Annotated in this window: 15 protein-coding genes, 2 tRNA genes and 1 rRNA gene; 9 read left to right on the forward strand and 9 right to left on the reverse strand. The window is 28.1% G+C overall.

Features of this window, described 5'->3' with window-relative positions:
• Window positions 1-29: 29 nt before the first annotated feature.
• The 4 genes from F754_RS0106010 to F754_RS0106025 are packed head-to-tail and all read left to right on the forward strand — an operon-like array spanning window position 30 to window position 3,024.
• A complete protein-coding gene (locus F754_RS0106010; protein WP_023649017.1) occupies window positions 30-704 on the forward strand; it encodes an acylneuraminate cytidylyltransferase family protein in 675 nt (224 codons plus the stop codon).
• 7 nt (window positions 705-711) lie between these two features.
• On the forward strand, window positions 712-1,527 hold the full coding sequence (locus F754_RS0106015; protein ID WP_155242595.1) for a TIM barrel protein: 816 nt from the start codon (window positions 712-714) through the stop codon (window positions 1,525-1,527).
• The gene (locus tag F754_RS0106020; protein ID WP_023649019.1) at window positions 1,517-2,260 is read left to right on the forward strand and encodes an SDR family oxidoreductase; all 744 of its coding nucleotides are present in this window, start codon (window positions 1,517-1,519) and stop codon (window positions 2,258-2,260) included. Before F754_RS0106015 ends, F754_RS0106020 begins: the two co-directional genes overlap by 11 nt.
• The gene (locus F754_RS0106025; protein ID WP_023649020.1) at window positions 2,260-3,024 is read left to right on the forward strand and encodes an SDR family oxidoreductase; all 765 of its coding nucleotides are present in this window, start codon (window positions 2,260-2,262) and stop codon (window positions 3,022-3,024) included. Before F754_RS0106020 ends, F754_RS0106025 begins: the two co-directional genes overlap by 1 nt.
• Before the next feature lie 48 nt (window positions 3,025-3,072).
• Here the strand turns inward: F754_RS0106025 and F754_RS0106030 are convergent, their stop codons facing one another.
• The 6 genes from F754_RS0106030 to F754_RS0106055 all read right to left on the reverse strand — a co-directional run bounded on the left by F754_RS0106030 (window position 3,073) and on the right by F754_RS0106055 (window position 9,064).
• Window positions 3,073-4,671: a hypothetical protein gene (locus F754_RS0106030; protein ID WP_023649021.1), complete on the reverse strand. Its 1,599-nt coding sequence runs from the start codon at window positions 4,669-4,671 to the stop codon at window positions 3,073-3,075.
• 22 nt (window positions 4,672-4,693) lie between these two features.
• Entirely contained in the window at window positions 4,694-5,830 is a 1,137-nt protein-coding gene (locus F754_RS0106035; RefSeq protein ID WP_023649022.1) for a DegT/DnrJ/EryC1/StrS family aminotransferase, read from the reverse strand.
• A gap of 210 nt (window positions 5,831-6,040) precedes the next feature.
• The gene (locus tag F754_RS0106040) at window positions 6,041-6,718 is read right to left on the reverse strand and encodes an acylneuraminate cytidylyltransferase family protein (protein WP_023649023.1); all 678 of its coding nucleotides are present in this window, start codon (window positions 6,716-6,718) and stop codon (window positions 6,041-6,043) included.
• 9 nt (window positions 6,719-6,727) lie between these two features.
• Window positions 6,728-7,714, reverse strand: a complete 987-nt coding sequence (pseB, locus tag F754_RS0106045) for a UDP-N-acetylglucosamine 4,6-dehydratase (inverting) (protein ID WP_023649024.1) — start codon at window positions 7,712-7,714, stop codon at window positions 6,728-6,730.
• Window positions 7,698-8,873, reverse strand: coding sequence for a DegT/DnrJ/EryC1/StrS family aminotransferase (locus F754_RS0106050; RefSeq protein ID WP_023649025.1), 1,176 nt, complete (start codon window positions 8,871-8,873; stop codon window positions 7,698-7,700). The genes pseB and F754_RS0106050 overlap by 17 nt, the downstream gene beginning before the upstream one ends.
• Window positions 8,873-9,064, reverse strand: a complete 192-nt coding sequence (locus F754_RS0106055) for a hypothetical protein (RefSeq protein WP_023649026.1) — start codon at window positions 9,062-9,064, stop codon at window positions 8,873-8,875. Before F754_RS0106055 ends, F754_RS0106050 begins: the two co-directional genes overlap by 1 nt.
• Before the next feature lie 45 nt (window positions 9,065-9,109).
• Between F754_RS0106055 and F754_RS0106060 the strand changes: the two genes are divergently transcribed.
• Genes F754_RS0106060 through hisF form a run of 5 tightly spaced genes read left to right on the forward strand, consistent with a single transcriptional unit; the run spans window position 9,110 to window position 13,203 of the window.
• Window positions 9,110-10,159, forward strand: a complete 1,050-nt coding sequence (locus F754_RS0106060) for an N-acetylneuraminate synthase family protein (RefSeq protein WP_023649027.1) — start codon at window positions 9,110-9,112, stop codon at window positions 10,157-10,159.
• A gap of 2 nt (window positions 10,160-10,161) precedes the next feature.
• Window positions 10,162-10,596, forward strand: a complete 435-nt coding sequence (locus tag F754_RS0106065; protein ID WP_155242596.1) for a GNAT family N-acetyltransferase — start codon at window positions 10,162-10,164, stop codon at window positions 10,594-10,596.
• A gap of 56 nt (window positions 10,597-10,652) precedes the next feature.
• Complete coding sequence (locus tag F754_RS0106070) at window positions 10,653-11,834, forward strand: N-acetyl sugar amidotransferase (RefSeq protein WP_082254673.1); 1,182 nt, start codon at window positions 10,653-10,655, stop codon at window positions 11,832-11,834.
• Entirely contained in the window at window positions 11,834-12,451 is a 618-nt protein-coding gene (gene hisH, locus F754_RS0106075; protein WP_027303481.1) for an imidazole glycerol phosphate synthase subunit HisH, read from the forward strand. The genes F754_RS0106070 and hisH overlap by 1 nt, the downstream gene beginning before the upstream one ends.
• Window positions 12,445-13,203 carry an imidazole glycerol phosphate synthase cyclase subunit gene (gene hisF / locus F754_RS0106080; protein ID WP_023649031.1) on the forward strand — a complete coding sequence of 253 codons (759 nt, stop codon included), beginning with the start codon at window positions 12,445-12,447 and terminating at the stop codon, window positions 13,201-13,203. Before hisH ends, hisF begins: the two co-directional genes overlap by 7 nt.
• Window positions 13,204-13,325: 122 nt before the next feature.
• Here hisF and F754_RS0106085 read toward each other — a convergent pair.
• From F754_RS0106085 to F754_RS0106095, 3 genes are all read right to left on the reverse strand, one after another.
• Window positions 13,326-16,078: ribosomal RNA gene (locus F754_RS0106085) — 23S ribosomal RNA — on the reverse strand.
• 134 nt (window positions 16,079-16,212) lie between these two features.
• Window positions 16,213-16,288: transfer RNA gene (locus F754_RS0106090), tRNA-Ala, on the reverse strand.
• 12 nt (window positions 16,289-16,300) lie between these two features.
• Window positions 16,301-16,377: transfer RNA gene (locus F754_RS0106095), tRNA-Ile, on the reverse strand.
• Window positions 16,378-16,418 lie beyond the last annotated feature (41 nt).

Consider the following 16,418-nt stretch of genomic DNA (forward strand, 5'->3'; position numbering starts at 1 on the left):
AAGCAATTAAAACAAAAAAAATAATCAAAATGGGAAAAAAAATAATAGTAATAATACCTGCAAGAATTGGCTCTAAAGGTATAAAATATAAAAATTTAAAAAAAATTAATGGTAAATCTCTTGTCGAAAAATGTATTCAAGTTGCAAAAAGTATTAAGCAAGTTACTAAGGTTGCTGTATCTACTGACTCTAAAAAAATTCAAAATTTATCAAAGAAACAAGATGCTTGGTGTGAAAAATTAAGACCCAAAAATTTATCAAAAAAAAACTCTCAAACAAATCTTGCTTTACTACACACTCTAAAAGAAATTAATGAGAAATTTGATTATGTTATAGAATTACAACCAACATATTTATTTAGAAAAAAAGAAACTCTTTCCAAAGCTATAAATATGTTATTAAAAAATAAAAAATATGACTCTCTTATTTCAATTGTTAAAATTCAAGACACTTCTCACCCTGACTATGTTATTAGAAAAAAAGATAATCAATTAAAGTTTAGATTTTCGGCAACTAATTTCAACAGACACTACCTAGATAGTGTATATAAACCTATTGGTCTAATAATAATCTCAAAGTATAAAAATTTTATTAAAAAAAAAGATATGTTGACTGGAAAAATACTAGGTATCGAGATTAAAAATAAAAAAGAGACTCATGATATCAATAATCCAATTGATTTAAAAATTGCAAAATTATTATAAAATTAAGATGTTGGAAAAAATAGGAATTATGCAAGGTAGATTGGTTCCAAGAGAAATCAAATCTAGAATACAGTCTTTTCCATGGACAAACTGGATAAAAGAAATTCGTTTAGCAAAGAAGTATAAAATTAGATATATAGAATGGACTTTAGATTATAAAAATTTTTTATCAAACCCACTAATTCAAAAACCAATACTTGTTAAAAAAATTTTGAAAAAAAATAATATCAAATTAAACTCAATTACTGCTGATTTTTTTATGCAAAAACCAGTTTGGAGTAAAAAAAAGCAAGAAACAAACAATTTTTTACTTAAACTTTTAAATATTTGTAATCAATTGAATATTGAATTTATAGTGATACCACTAGTTGACAACTCAAGTATTAAAAAAGAAAATCAAAAAAAAATAGTTAACTATTTTAAATTATTAAAAAAAAATAATAACCTAAAGAAAACAAAAATTTTATTTGAAGTAGATTTATTACCAAAAAAAGTTAATTCTTTTATAGATAGTTTAGATAAATCATTTGGTATAAATTATGACACAGGCAACTCAGCATTTTTTGGGTATAATTTTGATGATGAAAAACATTACTTTAACAGAGTGCTTAATATTCATATTAAAGATCGAAAAAAAGGTGGACAAACTACTACTCTTGGAAAGGGGGACGTTGATTTTGAATTATTATTCAAATATCTTTCACAGATAAAATATAAAAATAATTTAATTTTACAAACATATATGCCAAAAAATGGAAAAAAGGTAAAAAACGAAACATTAAAGAATTTAAGTTTTATTAAAAATAAAATTCATGAAAAATAAAAAAAATGTAGTCATATGTGGTGGTTCTTATGGGTTAGGTATAGAAATTACAAAGTACTTTCTTAAAAAGAAAATTAATGTGATTGTTTTAGCAAGAAATAAACTAAAGCTAATGGAAATAAAAAAGAAAATTAATAATAAAAATTTGGAAGTCTATGAATGTGATTTAAGTATACTTCAAGAAGTAGAAAATATATTCTCAAAAATAAAAAAAGAAAAAAAAATAATTAATTATCTTATTTGTAATGCGGGTAGTGGTAAAACTGAATATACTATTAACAATAAATATATTAATTATAAAAAAGCATATGAGCAAAACTTATTTACAGCAATAAATCCAATAGAAGTCTTGATTAATAAAAAAAACTTTAAGAACTTAAGAATAATAACAATAGCATCTATAGCTGGATATTTTAAAGGTAATGCCCCAATTGCTTACTCGTTAGCAAAAAATTCCTTAATAAATTATTCTAATCAAATCTCAAAAGAATTAGCAAAAAAGAAAGTTATTATTAATTCAGTATCACCTGGACATATATTTCAAAAAAATAATAATTGGTATAAAAAATATATTATTGATAAAGCTAAAATAAAAAAATTTATAAACGCAAATGTATCTTTAAGAAGATTTTGTCTAACACAAGATATAATTAATGTAATTGATTTCTTAATTTCAAAAAATAGTAATTATATTACTGGTGTTGATATTAAAGTTGATGGAAATACTAATTGATGTTTGATTTAAATGATAAAAATATTCTTATAACTGGTGCAGGAGGCTTGTTGGGTGGTGAGTTTACAAAATCATTAATTCAATCAGGAGCAAATTGTTTTGTAATAGATATCGATCAAAAAAAAATTAATAAACTTAAAGCTAGATTTAACAATGAAGAGCTAAATAGATTTAATGAATTCAATATTGATATATCTAATAAAAATAAATTACTTAAATTAAATGAACATCTAAACAAAAAAAAAATATTTATTAACACTATAATAAATAATGCAGCAAATAACCCTCCACCATCTATAAGAAATAAAGATGTATGGAAAGATGATTTGGAAATAAGCTTAACTTCAGTAAAAAATATAATTGAAATATTTTCAAAGAATATGATCAATAATAAAGGAGGAAATATTATAAATATTGCCTCTGATTTATCAATAATAGCTCCAGACCAGAGGATATATTCAAATATCAAAAATTATACTAAACCAGTTTCATATTCAGTTACAAAACATGGAATAGTCGGTTTAACTAAATACTACGCCTCATTACTAGGAAAAGATAACATAAGGTGCAATAGTCTCAGTCCAGGAGGAGTCTTTCATAACCAAAATAAAAATTTTGTTAAAAAAATTTGTAGATTAATACCACTGGGTAGAATGGCTAATAAAAAAGAGTATAATGGTATTATTGTTTTTTTATGTAGTGATGCTTCAGAATATATGACAGGTCATAACTTAATTGCTGATGGTGGAAGAACAATAATCTAATTTTAAATTTTTATCAACGAGTTGAGTAAAAAATTATCAAAATTTTTTTTACTTATGTGATTTAAAAATCATATAATCACCTGAAACAACAAATTTTTCAATCATTTTAACTATATTTTTATGTCTTTGAATTGAAAAATTTTCTAACCATATTTTGTAACTTTTATTTGTAAGAAAAATTTGCCTTTTTTTTGCATACTTAAAATAGTCCTCAACTTTAGAAAATATATAATCATTAAAACTTGAATAATGATTTTTCATATAATGAAATTCATAAAGATCTCTTTTATTAATTTTGAAAGTATTACTATTTAAATTTAATAATATTTTCTTATACTCTGTAATATTTTTTGGATTAATACAAAAATTATAGTCAAAGTGTGGATTATTTATTGAGGCATTTATTACCTTTACATTATACCCTGGTAACTCACTTCCAATTGTTCCATAAAGTGTTAAAGCAAAATTAATTTTTGCTTTACTAATATAGAAATTTGAAAAATTTTTAGGTAACAATTTAACATTAGGATTTTTCTTAATAAATAATTTGATTATTTTTCTAGTTATTTTATCCTCATTTGGATGTCGTTTTATATACCAATTATAATTTGTTTTTTTAATCACTTTTTCCAAAAATTTTAACCATTCAAAAAAATCAGGGAAAAAATGGTTGCCATATACATGGGGGCTATCAGTAAAGAGATGGGGATAAATTATTACTTTAAGTTTTTTATTATTTTTATTGAAATATTTATTGGAAAGTTTTTTTTTTTTAAATGCTGTTTTTTTGAGATAAAAATATTTTTTTTTTCCTTCAATCAATTCTCTTAAATATTTTTTACCTAGTTGAATATTTTTTTTTTTTTCTATAGTTGAGAAATTTTGAAATAATTTTTTATAAAATCTAAAATGAATATCTGTATTATTTTGTTTATTTTTATAAACAATTCTATTTGTCCCATTAACAATATTAGACCCTGTAAAATAAAAATTTTTAATATTTTTTTTATTAGCTATTCTTAGTGGTATCCCAGATATATAGACTGAGTGTGCAACCAAGACTCCTTTTATAGAGTTTTTTTCAAAATAATTATTCCAAAAATAAAAATTACACAAACATTGGAAGAAAAAAAATTTAAAATCTTTAGAATTAAGATCAATTGTATGAGTAGAAAATTTTTTCAAATATGAGTCATAGATCAAATCACCAATCCAAATATTTTCTACTTTTAAATTTTCTAAATCTCTTAGATTATTTTTATTTTTATAAAATATTTTTAATTTTTTAAGACTTTTTTTTTCTAAAAAATTATTATATTGTGGTTTTATAAAATCACTTACGCCAAAAGATTTATATATACCAAAATTTCTGAGTTTTAAAAATTTTCCAATTACCCATTTTAATTTATTTAAAAAAGTATTTTTATTATGATTAAATATATTATAACTTTCAAATGCTACAATTTTGAAATTTTTTTTTGCCAAAAAAAAATTGATAAGATATGAAAATGCAATGTGAATTCCTTGCCATCCATGAAATTCTACAAGGAAAATTTGATTATTATTTTTTTGATTAGAAAAAATATTATAATTATGGTTAACAAACTGTTTTAATATTTTATAATTAGCTAAATATTCACTTAACATTATGTTTAGAATTATTTTACGTTTAACTATATTTATTTAATAAATGTACAACTTTTTTATAAATAAATTTAATATCTTTTTCATTCAAATTATAACTAGAAGGTAAAACTAAAGTTTTTCTAAAAATTTCTGCAGATTCTTTTTTTTTATTTTTTATTGATAAAAAATTAGGCATATCATGAAGCGGCCAAAAACCTGATCTAACTTCTATGCCTATTTTCATTAAACCTTCTCCTACTTTTTGAACTTGTTTTTCGGATAAGGTCTTAAAAAAGATACTATTTAACCAAAAAACTGGCTTATGATTTGGTAAAATTTTTTGAGTAAAGGTAATTTTTTTTTCTTTAAATATTTTTCTATATAATGCCCCTACTTTAATCTTTTTTAGTAAAATTTTTTTTTTAAACCTTTCTACTTGTGCTCTTGCAACTGAACCCAACAAATGTGGCATCAAATAATTATAACCCTCCCCAGAGGTATAATATTTTTTCCAGTAAGGATCTCTGGTGGATCTATAAGGTGAATTTCTTGATGCAATTAATTTAATTCTATCATAAATTTTTTTATTATTTGTTGTAATTATTCCACCTTCACCAACACCAATCATTTTTTCAGATCTAACAGAAAAAACACTTACATCTCCGAATGATCCTATTTTTTTATTTTTTAGTTCAGCACCAAGTGACTCACTTCCATCTTCAATAACAAAAATTTTTTTTTTTTTGCATAAATTAATTATTTTAATTGTATCTCTTGCTGGAAAACCATAAACATGAACTAATTGTAATGCTTTAGGTTTATATTTTAATATAGCAGATTTTGTTTTTTCATAATCTAAACCAAGTGTATCTCTCTCTAAATCAACCAATATTGCTTTTGCTTGGCACTGGGAAACTGCTGATAAATTAGAGACACATGTGTAATCAGGAACAATCACATTATCATTTTTTTTTATACCTAGCCCTTTTAAAGTTGCATGTAGTGCGGCTGTACCACTTTGTACTGCAAGTGTAAATTTTCTTTTAACTAAAATGCCAAATTTTTTCTCAAAAATTTTAGTATTTTTTCCATTAATTGAGAGCCAGTTTTGATTTATTGCTTCGGTGACGTATTTTTTTTCTAAATTGCTAACGCTTGGAATATTTAATGGAATTTTCATTTATATTTTAATTTAAATAATTAATATTTAATTAATTTTATATCATTTTATATATCTCAAAAAACCTTTTTTTCAATTGAGTTTTCTTTTTAATCAAATGGGGATTTCCTATTTAGAGAGTAAGCTTAACTATACTGTATTGAAATGAATAAATGTTTGACCAAAAAAGTTCTGTAACTCAATAATATTTTATTACATAGATAGTGGATATTATTTGGATAAATTGCTCAAATACTTAAAGATAATTTCAGCTTTTTTCCAATCACTTGTATAGTTTATATCGACAGCTCTCCATTCAGGAATTTCAAGACATACTCCATTCTTATGTATATTTGAATGATTCTTCCAAGTTTTGTAATGAGCTAAATAAAATTGACCTGCATCTGTATAACTGTTTTTATTTAACATAGTTTTATTTTTGACTAATCTAACTTTATTTAGTTTGTTTAAAAAGATAGAATTTGTAAACATATTTGAGTTCCTTGAAACAGTGAAGATATAATTTTTTTTATTTTCCTCTAAAATAGTAATAGATTTTTTTATATCTGCTATTTGAAGCAGCGGGTTGCATGGATAAATACAAAAAATTTTATCGTCATTTTGATTTTTTATTTCCAGTTTTTTTAAAGCATGCTTTATAGCCGCATGAGTAGTTGTTTGATCATCAGATAGGTCTTTGGGTCTTTTAACCGAAATATCACAACCTTGCCTTTTACAATAATTCAATATTTTATTACTATCTGAAGTGATAATAATATGATCAAAAATTTTAGATTTTTTGAGCATCTTAATTGTATAATAAATAATTGGTTTTTTAAAAAATAATTTCATATTTTTATTTTTAATTCTTTTACTTCCTTGTCTAGCTGGTATGATTGCAATATTCACAAATAAAAATTAAATTTTATTTATTAGTTTTTTTATTTCAGGAATTGTTAAAAAATCAGTATTGTCCCCTGAATTATAAGAAAATCCTGACTTAACTTTTTTTAGTTTATTTTTTTTATAATTATTTACAAAATTAGGGGCAATAATTGCAAAATAACTTCCAAAATCATAGGTATCTTGGCTATCACTGGAAGTGATCATTTCTTCATGAATTTTTTCTCCAGGTCTTATACCTACTATTTTTTTTTTTGTTTTATTGCATACAGCATGAGCCACATCAATTATTCTATATGATGGAATTTTTGGAACTAATATTTCTCCACCTTTTAAATTTTTGATAGACCAAGCAACTAACTCTGTTGCTTCAAATAATGAAATATTAAAACGAGTCATTCTTGAGTCTGTAATTGGAAAGAAACTTTTTCCTTTAATGTTCATAAAAAAAGGAATTACTGATCCTCTACTACCCATTACATTTCCATATCGAATAACTGAAAATAAAATATTTTTATTACCTTTAATATTATTCGCAGCTACAAAAAGTTTATCAGAACACAATTTGGTTGCTCCATACAAATTTATAGGTGAAGCTGCTTTGTCAGTTGATAGGGCTATAACTTTTTTAACACCATTATCTAGTGAAGTTTCAATAATATTTTGAGCACCTAATATATTTGTTTTTATATATTCTATTGGATTGTATTCAGCTGATGGAACTTGTTTTAATGCTGCGGCATGTATAACAATATCCACACCATTTAATGCTCTATCAAGTCTATCTTTATCTCTAACGTCACCTAAAAAATATCTCATAAAAGGATATTTTTCGACAGGGTATTCTTTTGCCATCTCAAATTGCTTAAACTCGTCTCTGCTATAAACAATTATTTTCTTTAAATGGATTTTTTTAGAAATAAGATAATTTACAAAGGCTTTCCCAAAAGAACCTGTGCCTCCAGTGATAAGAATAGTTTTATTTTTAAAATAATTTTTCATTTTTTCTTAAATTAATCTTAATAAACTTTTCTATTGAGTTCACAACTCTATCAATCTGTTTAGTAGTTATAGAAAAAAAAATAGGTAAACTTACACTTTTTTTAAAAAATTCTAACGTATTAACAAATTTTTTTTTATCAATTTTTTTTTTACAAACCTTAAATAAAGGTATGTAATGTTGTTGTGGAAAAATAAGCTCTTTATTCATATAATCAAAAAAAAATTCTTTATTAGATTTTAATTTATCAAAATTAATTGAAACTAACATTAAATGACAACAAGAATATATATTTTTTGAGTATAATGGAAGACTAATAAACTTTTTCAATTTTAATAATTTTTTTTTATATAATTTTACGACTTTATTTCTTTTTTTTATAATTTTTTGAATACTACCCATTTGAGAAACACCCAGAGCACAATTAATATCACTTAATCGATAATTAAATCCAATACTCTTTGCTTGGTAATCCCAATATTTTTTAATATTTTTTCTAAAAAGACCATGAGATCTCAACAATAAGATTTTTGATGCAATTTTTGAGTTATTTGTTGTTACTGCACCCCCCTCTCCTGTGGTAATAGTTTTTAATGGGTGGAAAGAAAAAGTAGAAATATCAGAGTGTGTGCACGATCCGATATTGTAAATTTTTTTATTTATTTTATAAGACGATCCAAACGCATGACACGAGTCTTCAATTAAAAAACACTTGAATTTTTTTTTAATCATATAAAAACTTAAAATATTTTCTGGAGCACCCCCAAGGTACATTGTTATTATTACCTTGATTTTTTTTAATCTATTTTCTTTTATAACTTTCAATAAGTTTTCAGGCATCATTTGTCCTGTGATGGGATTAACATCTACTAAATAAACTCTAGCACCTAAAGATAATGACATGTTATATGCTGCTATAAAATTTATAGCAGGCATTAAAACTATATCATTTTTTTTTAGCTCAATTGCAGATAAAGCCAAATGGATTGCTGATGTTCCACTATTACATACTATTGAATGCTTTACTTTTAAAAATGACTGAATTTTTTTTTCAAACAGATTTACATTTTTTCCTTGTGTGAGGAATGGTTTTTTTAATGCCTTTTTTGTTAATGAAATATCTTTAGAAAAAATTTTTTGTTTGCCATAATCAATTCTCATTATTGATTAGCTAATTTAGATACTAAGGCAGAAATTTTCATATCATTAGAATTAATTTTTTTCAAAACATTTCCAGCTTTTTTGGGAGCATAATCAAAAGCAATAGTCATTATCTTCATCCATTGTTCATTGTTTTTTTTTCGTATATTTTCAATTTCTTTGATAATTATTTTGTGATTAATTTTCTTCATAATGTTGAAATAATAGCTATATAATAAGTTTATAATTAATGCTTAATGCAAAAAAATTCAATGAAAATTAAGATTAATAAAGATATTTATTTTGATTATAAAAAAAGGCCAGTGGTGATTGCAGAAATTTCTGGGAACCATGCTGGAAGTAAAAAACGATTTCTTGAATTAATTTTAGCTGCTTCAAAAAATGGCGCAGATCTTGTAAAAATTCAAACTTATGAACCTGATGATATTACATTAAAGAATTCTAACTTTAAGATTAAACATGGAATATGGAAAAGTAAAAAACTTTGGGATTTATATAAAAAAGCTTGTACACCATATGAATGGCACCATGAGGCCTTTAAACTTGCCAAAAAAAAGAAAATAAGCTTATTTAGTACTCCATTTAGTATTAAAGCTTTAAAATTTTTAGAAAAAAAAAAGGTTAATTTATATAAAGTATCATCTTTTGAAATTACAGATTTAAACTTAATCAATGAAATTGCGAAAACAAAAAAGCCAATTATTCTATCTACGGGATTAAGTACTATAAAAGAAATTGAACAATCTCTTAAAGTTATTAATAAATACCATAACAAAGTAATTATTTTACATTGTGTTTCTGAATATCCAACAAAATTAGAAAATTCAAACATTAATAGAATTAAAGAACTTAAAAGAATATTTAAAAAAAATATGATTGGATTATCAGATCATACTAATGGAGTAGTATCTTCTCTTTGTGCCACAACTCTTGGTATTGTTGCAATTGAAAAACATATGAAGCTAAAAAAAAATGATAAATCCCAAGATAGCAAGTTCTCAATTCTACCAAAAAATATAAATGAAATTAGAAATTTATCTGAAGAGATTTTTAAAAGCTCATTTCAAAAAAAAGAAATAAAGATTAATAAAGAAAACCTTTATTTTCGAAGGTCAATTTATGCAAAAAAAAAATTGTTTAAAAATAAAAAGATTTATAAAGATGATTTAAAAACCCTAAGACCTAAAGTAGGTATTTGTGCATCTTTTTTTAATAAAATCATAAACAAAAAATTAAAAAAAAATATAAATAAAAATGAGCCTATTTTTTGGAAAGATATATTTTAATTATGATTAATTTAATAAAGACTACCTCAAATAGTATTGATCTTGATTTTATTTTAAAAGTTAGAAATGAAAAATTAGTTAGAAAATTTTCAAAAAATTCCCAAATAATTTCAATGACCAATCATAGAAAGTGGTGCTCAAATAATAAAAAAAGGGAAATTTATATAATTAACCATCAAAAAAAAAGAGTTGGTTACATCCGATATGAAAAAAAAAAAATACCAATTCTTTCATGGGCAATATCTTCAAAATATAGAGGTAAAAACTTAGGGGAATTATCACTTAAAAAGTTTTTAGAAAGAAAAAAATTTAAAATTTGTTCTGCTTCAATTGATGAAAATAATATTCCTTCATTAATTATGGTAATTAAAAATAATTTTAAATTTAAGAAAAAGAGTAAAAATTTTATAATTTTTTATTATAAAAAAAAAGTATAAACTATTAAAAAAAATTTTTGTAAAATGAAATCACAAAAAAAGCTTAGAAAAATCTAATGAATTTACAAAATAATAAAGATTCTTCAAATCAGATTAAATATTGTCAAAAATGTGTAATGCCATTCACAAAACCTGATTTAGAGTTTTATGACAAAAATATTTGTTCGGCATGTTACTTTTTTGAAAAAAGAAAACAAATAGACTGGGTAGAAAGAAAAAAAAAATTTCATGATATTTTTAAAAAAAATAAAAATTTGTCAAGCTACTATGATTGTGTAATTCCTTGTAGTGGTGGTAAGGATAGTACTTATCAAACATTAAAAATTCTAGAGTTGGGCTACAAACCTTTGTGTGTGAATGCTTCGACTGATAAACTCTCTGATTTAGGCAGATATAATATTGAAAATCTTAAAAAAATTGGTGTAGACTTTATTGAGGTTTCCACCAATCCAATTATCAGAAGAAAAATTAATAAATTCACTTTAGAGACAGTTGGTGATATTTCTTGGGCAGAACATATAACAATTTTTACTATTCCAATTAGAATTGCAGTTCAATTTAAAATACCAATAATTGTGTGGGGTGAGAACCCTCAAAATGAAAATGGTGGACCACTATACAAAGAAGATAATCACATACTTGACAGATCGTGGCTAGAAGAGTTTGGTGGTTTGCTTGGTCTTAGAACTACTGACATTGCTGATTTAATGTCTATAAATCCAAAAGATTTATACCTTTATACTTATCCAGAAAATGAGGAAATTAAAAAAAATAAAACAATAGGAATATTTCTAGGACATTTTTTTCCATGGGATGGTGAGGAAAATGCAGTTATTTCGATCAAAAATGGTTTTAAAAAATATCATACAAATGTGGAAGGATCTATTGTTGACTATGAAAATTTAGACAATGTTCAAATGAGAATTCATGATTATTTTAAATTTCTTAAGTTTGGTTATGATAGGACAACAGATTGGTGTTGTTGGAAAATAAGACGAAACAGAATAACTAGGAATGAAGCAAAAAAACTTGTGAAAAAATTTGGTGGAAAATTTCCATCCACTTATTTAGGGATTGAATTATCAGAAATTTTAGAAGAAATTGACTGCTCTTTAGACGAATTTAATTTAATTTGTGATAAATTTACGAACAAAAAACTTTTTAAGTGTAATAATAAAAATGAATTAATAAAAGACGAAAATCAAAATCTTATTCTTAATAATTCAGAATTTTTTTAATGAGCAAAATTGTAATTGTAGACTATAGCTGTGGAAACATAGACTCTGTTAATAGTGCAATAACTTATCATGGCTTTAAAGGTATTGTTACTAGAGATCCAACAATAATAAACAGCGCAGATAAAATTATTCTTCCTGGTCAAGGATCATTTAAAATAGGAGTTAATAATTTAAAAAAATATAACCTCTTTGATTTGATAATATCAAAAGCACTTGATGACAATACCCCTATTTTAGGAATTTGTCTTGGTATGCAAGTTTTAGCAACTACAGGTTTTGAAAATGGAAAAGAAAATGGTCTCAATTTAATACCAGGCAATATTGAAAAAATGAAAGAAACAAAATTAAAACTACCCCATATTGGCTGGAATGAAATAAAGGTAAACAAAAAAAATTCTATTCTTAAAAATATCAAAAATCAAACAGATTTTTATTTTGTTCATAGTTATAGATTTGTTTGTGAAGATAATGATGATATTTTAACAACAACAAAATATGAAGATACATTCGTATCTTCAGTCTGTAAAAAAAATATTTTTGGTGTCCAATTTCATCCTGAGAAAAGTTTAACAGCTGGACTACAATTAATTAAAAATTTTATTGATATTGAATGTTAAAGATAAGAATTATACCCTCTCTTCTATATAATGGATCAAATCTGGTAAAAGGCAAGCAATTTAATAGCTGGCGAACTGTTGGATCAGTATTTCAAAATATTAAGCTTTATAGTCTTAGGGGTGTAGATGAAATAATTTTTTTAGATATTGTGGCTTATAAAAATAAAAAAATAGATTTCAATTTAATTGATGACTTTGCAGATGAATGCTTTATGCCCTTAACTGTTGGTGGGGGCATTAAAAGTATCGAAGATATAGAAGAAACATTGAGAAGAGGAGCAGATAAAGTCTCAATTAATAGTGCTGCTTTAGAAAATTATCAATTAATAAATGATGCAGTTAGGCATTTTGGAAGTCAATGCATTATTTTATCAATTGATTATAAAAAAGATAAAAATGGAAATAAAAAAATTTTTTTAAATGCAGAAAAAAAATTAACAAAAATTGATTTATTTGAATATATAGAAAAAATTGAAAAAAATAAACCAGGAGAAATTTTATTAACATCTGTTGATCATGATGGGATGATGAATGGTTATGATATCGAAACAATAAAAAAAATTAACAAATCATCCAACATTCCTATTATAGCCTCTGGTGGCGCAGGTAGTGCAGAAGATATTTACAAAGTGATAAAAGAAACCAATATCCAGGCAGTTGCAGCATCGAGTATTTTTCATTTTACAGAAACTACACCCCTTGATGTAAAAAAATATCTAAGCTCCAAAGGTTTAAAAATGAGAAAAAATTAACACTTTTACAAAAGCCCATTGAATGCGTCTCTTTTACAAACAATAAACCCTCAACATTAATTTATGTTGAGGGTTTATAAAAAATAAATAATTTAATCAATTTTAAAATTTTTTTCAGTGCATAAATCAAGCCAATTGAGCTATTAGTACTGGTCAGCTGCACGCATTACTGCGCTTCCACATCCAGCCTATCAACGTGGTGGTCTACCACGGCTCTATAGGAAGAACTAGTTTTGAGGTGAGTTTCCCGCTTAGATGCTTTCAGCAGTTATCTCTTCCATACTTAGCTACCCGGCACTGCAGCTGGCGCTACAACCGGTCCACCAGTGGTATGTTCAACCCGGTCCTCTCGTACTAGGGTCAACTCCTCTCAATTCTTCTACACGCATAGCAGATAGGGACCGAACTGTCTCACGACGTTCTGAACCCAGCTCACGTACCACTTTAATTGGCGAACAGCCAAACCCTTGGGACCTGCTCCAGCCCCAGGATGTGATGAGCCGACATCGAGGTGCCAAACACTGCCGTCGATATGAGCTCTTGGGCAGTATCAGCCTGTTATCCCCGGCGTACCTTTTATCCGTTGAGCGATGGCCCTTCCACTCAGAACCACCGGATCACTATGACCGACTTTCGTCTCTGCTCGACTTGTCAGTCTCACAGTCAGGCAGGCTTATGCCATTGCACTCTACGAACGATTTCTGACCGTTCTGAGCCTACCTTCGCACGCCTCCGTTACTATTTGGGAGGCGACCGCCCCAGTCAAACTACCCACCATACAATGTCTTGATGCCGGATGACGGCAATCAGTTAGATATCAAGAAAAACAAAAGAGGTATTTCACTGGTGACTCCACAAAAGCTGACGCCTTTGCTTCAATGTCTCCCTCCTATACTAAATATGTTTTTCCTAATACCAATGTAAAGTTGCAGTAAAGGTGCACGGGGTCTTTCCGTCTAACTACGCGAACTCCGCATCTTCACGGAGAATTCAATTTCACTGAGTTGATGTTGGAGACAGCGGAGAAATCGTTACGCCATTCATGCAGGTCGGAACTTACCCGACAAGGAATTTCGCTACCTTAGGACCGTTATAGTTACGGCCGCCGTTTACTGGGGCTTCAGAAGTTAGCTTGCACCAACCGCATTAACCTTCCAGCACCGGGCAGGCGTCAGACCCTATACATCCACTTACGTGTTAGCAGAGCCCTGTGTTTTTGATAAACAGTCGCTTCTCCCTGGCTTGTGCCACCCATCTCTAGTTGCCTAAAAACAGGTCTTCCTTATCCCGAAGTTACGGAAGCATTTTGCCGAGTTCCTTCAACATCATTCTCTCAAGCGCCTAAATATACTCTATTAATCCACCTGTGTCGGTTTAGGGTACGGTCTAATGATGGAGCTATTTCTTGGAACCTTTTCGCGGCATACTCAATCCATTAAGAGTACACAACTTACAAGATCCGTCACTACCATCTGGTTAAGGAATATTAACCTTATTTCCATCGACTACGGCTTTCGCCCTCGCCTTAGGTGCCGACTAACTCTGCGCGGATTAACCTTGCGCAGAAACCCTTGGATTTTCGGCGAAGAAGTTTTTCACTTCTTTTATCGTTACTTATGTCAGCATTCGCACTTCTGATACCTCCAGGATCCCTCACAGGTATCCCTTCACAGGCTTACAGAACGTTCCGCTACCGCTTATAAAACTCGAAAGTTTTATAAACCCACAGATTCGGTATATGATTTTAGCCCCGTTACATCTTCGGCGCAGAAACTCTATTAGACCGGTGAGCTGTTACGCTATCTTTAAAGGATGGCTGCTTCTAAGCCAACCTCCCGGCTGTTAAGGAATTTCCACATCCTTTCACACTTAATCATAATTTGGGGACCTTATCTGGTGGTCTGGGCTCTTTCCCTCTCGACCATGGACCTTAGCACCCACAGTCTGTCTGATGAAGAACAACGTCTAGCATTCGGAGTTTTATTAGGTTTGGTAAGAATCTCTTCCCCCTAGCCCATTTAGTGCTCTACCTCTAAACGTCTATTTATTCATCGCACTACCTAAATAGTTTTCGCGGAAAACCAGCTATCTACGAATTTGGTTGGCCTTTCACCCCTTACCACAAGTCATCCAAAGACTTTTCAACGTCAACTGGTTCGGTCCTCCGGTTGGTGTTACCCAACTTTCAACCTGCTCATGGTAAGCTCATTCGTTTTCGGGTCTAATTCATAAAACTAATCGCCCTATTAAGACTTGCTTTCGCTGCGCCTACACCTAGATGGCTTAAGCTTGCTTTATAAATTAAGTCACTGACCCATTATACAAAAGGTACGCCGTCACTCTAAAAAGAGCTTCGACTGATTGTAGGCATGCAGTTTCAGGTTCTATTTCACTCCCCTAATAGGGGTTCTTTTCACCTTTCCCTCACGGTACTAGTTCACTATCGGTCACTGAAGAGTATTTAGGCTTAGAGGGTGGTCCCCCTATATTCGAGCAGGATTTCACGTGTCCCGCTTTACTCAAGAATTTTGTTAAACATTACTCATACGGGACTATCACCCTCTATGGTTAGCATTTCCAAACTATTCAAATTTTTTTAACAAAACTACTGGCCTAGTCCGCGTTCGCTCGCCACTACTAACGGAATCTCAATTGATTTCTTTTCCTCTGGTTACTTAGATGTTTCAGTTCTCCAGGTTGTCTCTTTAAACCTATGTATTCAGTTTAAAGTACCACATAAAGTGGTGGGTTTCCCCATTCGGAAATTTTCGGATCAAAACTTACATACAGCTCCCCGAAACTTATCGCAGTATATCACGTCCTTCATCGGCTTTCAGTGCCAAGGCATCCACTACACGCCCTTAAACGCTTGATTTATGCACAGAAAAAAATTCTGTGTTGAATCAAATTTTTATTTTGAACATTAGCTAATAACATTACTAATGTTCGGATATAGATATTGATATTAATTATTATTTTTATTTACAATTTATTATAGCTAAGTGTTTTTGGTGGAGGATAGCGGGATCGAACCGCTGACCTCCTGAATGCAAATCAGGCGCTCTCCCAGCTGAGCTAATCCCCCATGATCTTATGTTGGTGGGCCGAGAAAGACTCGAACTTTCGACCCCACCCTTATCAAGGGTGTGCTCTAACCAACTGAGCTACCGGCCCCCATGCAAGAGAAACACTACTTTAAGAAGAGAAATGAGGAC

Source organism: Candidatus Pelagibacter ubique HTCC8051, from assembly GCF_000472605.1.
GTDB classification, from domain to species: domain Bacteria; phylum Pseudomonadota; class Alphaproteobacteria; order Pelagibacterales; family Pelagibacteraceae; genus Pelagibacter; species Pelagibacter communis_B.

Excerpts from the sequence above, each read along its gene's own strand:
- hisH (WP_027303481.1), top strand. The coding sequence starts at position 11,834 with ATGAGCAAAATTGTAATTGTAGACTATAGCTGTGGAAACATAGACTCT.
- F754_RS0106020 (WP_023649019.1), top strand. The coding sequence starts at position 1,517 with ATGAAAAATAAAAAAAATGTAGTCATATGTGGTGGTTCTTATGGGTTA.
- pseB (WP_023649024.1), bottom strand. The coding sequence starts at position 7,714 with ATGAAAAATTATTTTAAAAATAAAACTATTCTTATCACTGGAGGCACA.
- F754_RS0106030 (WP_023649021.1), bottom strand. The coding sequence starts at position 4,671 with ATGTTAAGTGAATATTTAGCTAATTATAAAATATTAAAACAGTTTGTT.
- F754_RS0106035 (WP_023649022.1), bottom strand. The coding sequence starts at position 5,830 with ATGAAAATTCCATTAAATATTCCAAGCGTTAGCAATTTAGAAAAAAAA.
- F754_RS0106010 (WP_023649017.1), top strand. The coding sequence starts at position 30 with ATGGGAAAAAAAATAATAGTAATAATACCTGCAAGAATTGGCTCTAAA.
- F754_RS0106025 (WP_023649020.1), top strand. The coding sequence starts at position 2,260 with ATGTTTGATTTAAATGATAAAAATATTCTTATAACTGGTGCAGGAGGC.
- F754_RS0106015 (WP_155242595.1), top strand. The coding sequence starts at position 712 with ATGTTGGAAAAAATAGGAATTATGCAAGGTAGATTGGTTCCAAGAGAA.
- hisF (WP_023649031.1), top strand. The coding sequence starts at position 12,445 with ATGTTAAAGATAAGAATTATACCCTCTCTTCTATATAATGGATCAAAT.
- F754_RS0106070 (WP_082254673.1), top strand. The coding sequence starts at position 10,653 with ATGAATTTACAAAATAATAAAGATTCTTCAAATCAGATTAAATATTGT.
- F754_RS0106060 (WP_023649027.1), top strand. The coding sequence starts at position 9,110 with ATGCAAAAAAATTCAATGAAAATTAAGATTAATAAAGATATTTATTTT.
- F754_RS0106065 (WP_155242596.1), top strand. The coding sequence starts at position 10,162 with ATGATTAATTTAATAAAGACTACCTCAAATAGTATTGATCTTGATTTT.
- F754_RS0106050 (WP_023649025.1), bottom strand. The coding sequence starts at position 8,873 with ATGAGAATTGATTATGGCAAACAAAAAATTTTTTCTAAAGATATTTCA.
- F754_RS0106055 (WP_023649026.1), bottom strand. The coding sequence starts at position 9,064 with ATGAAGAAAATTAATCACAAAATAATTATCAAAGAAATTGAAAATATA.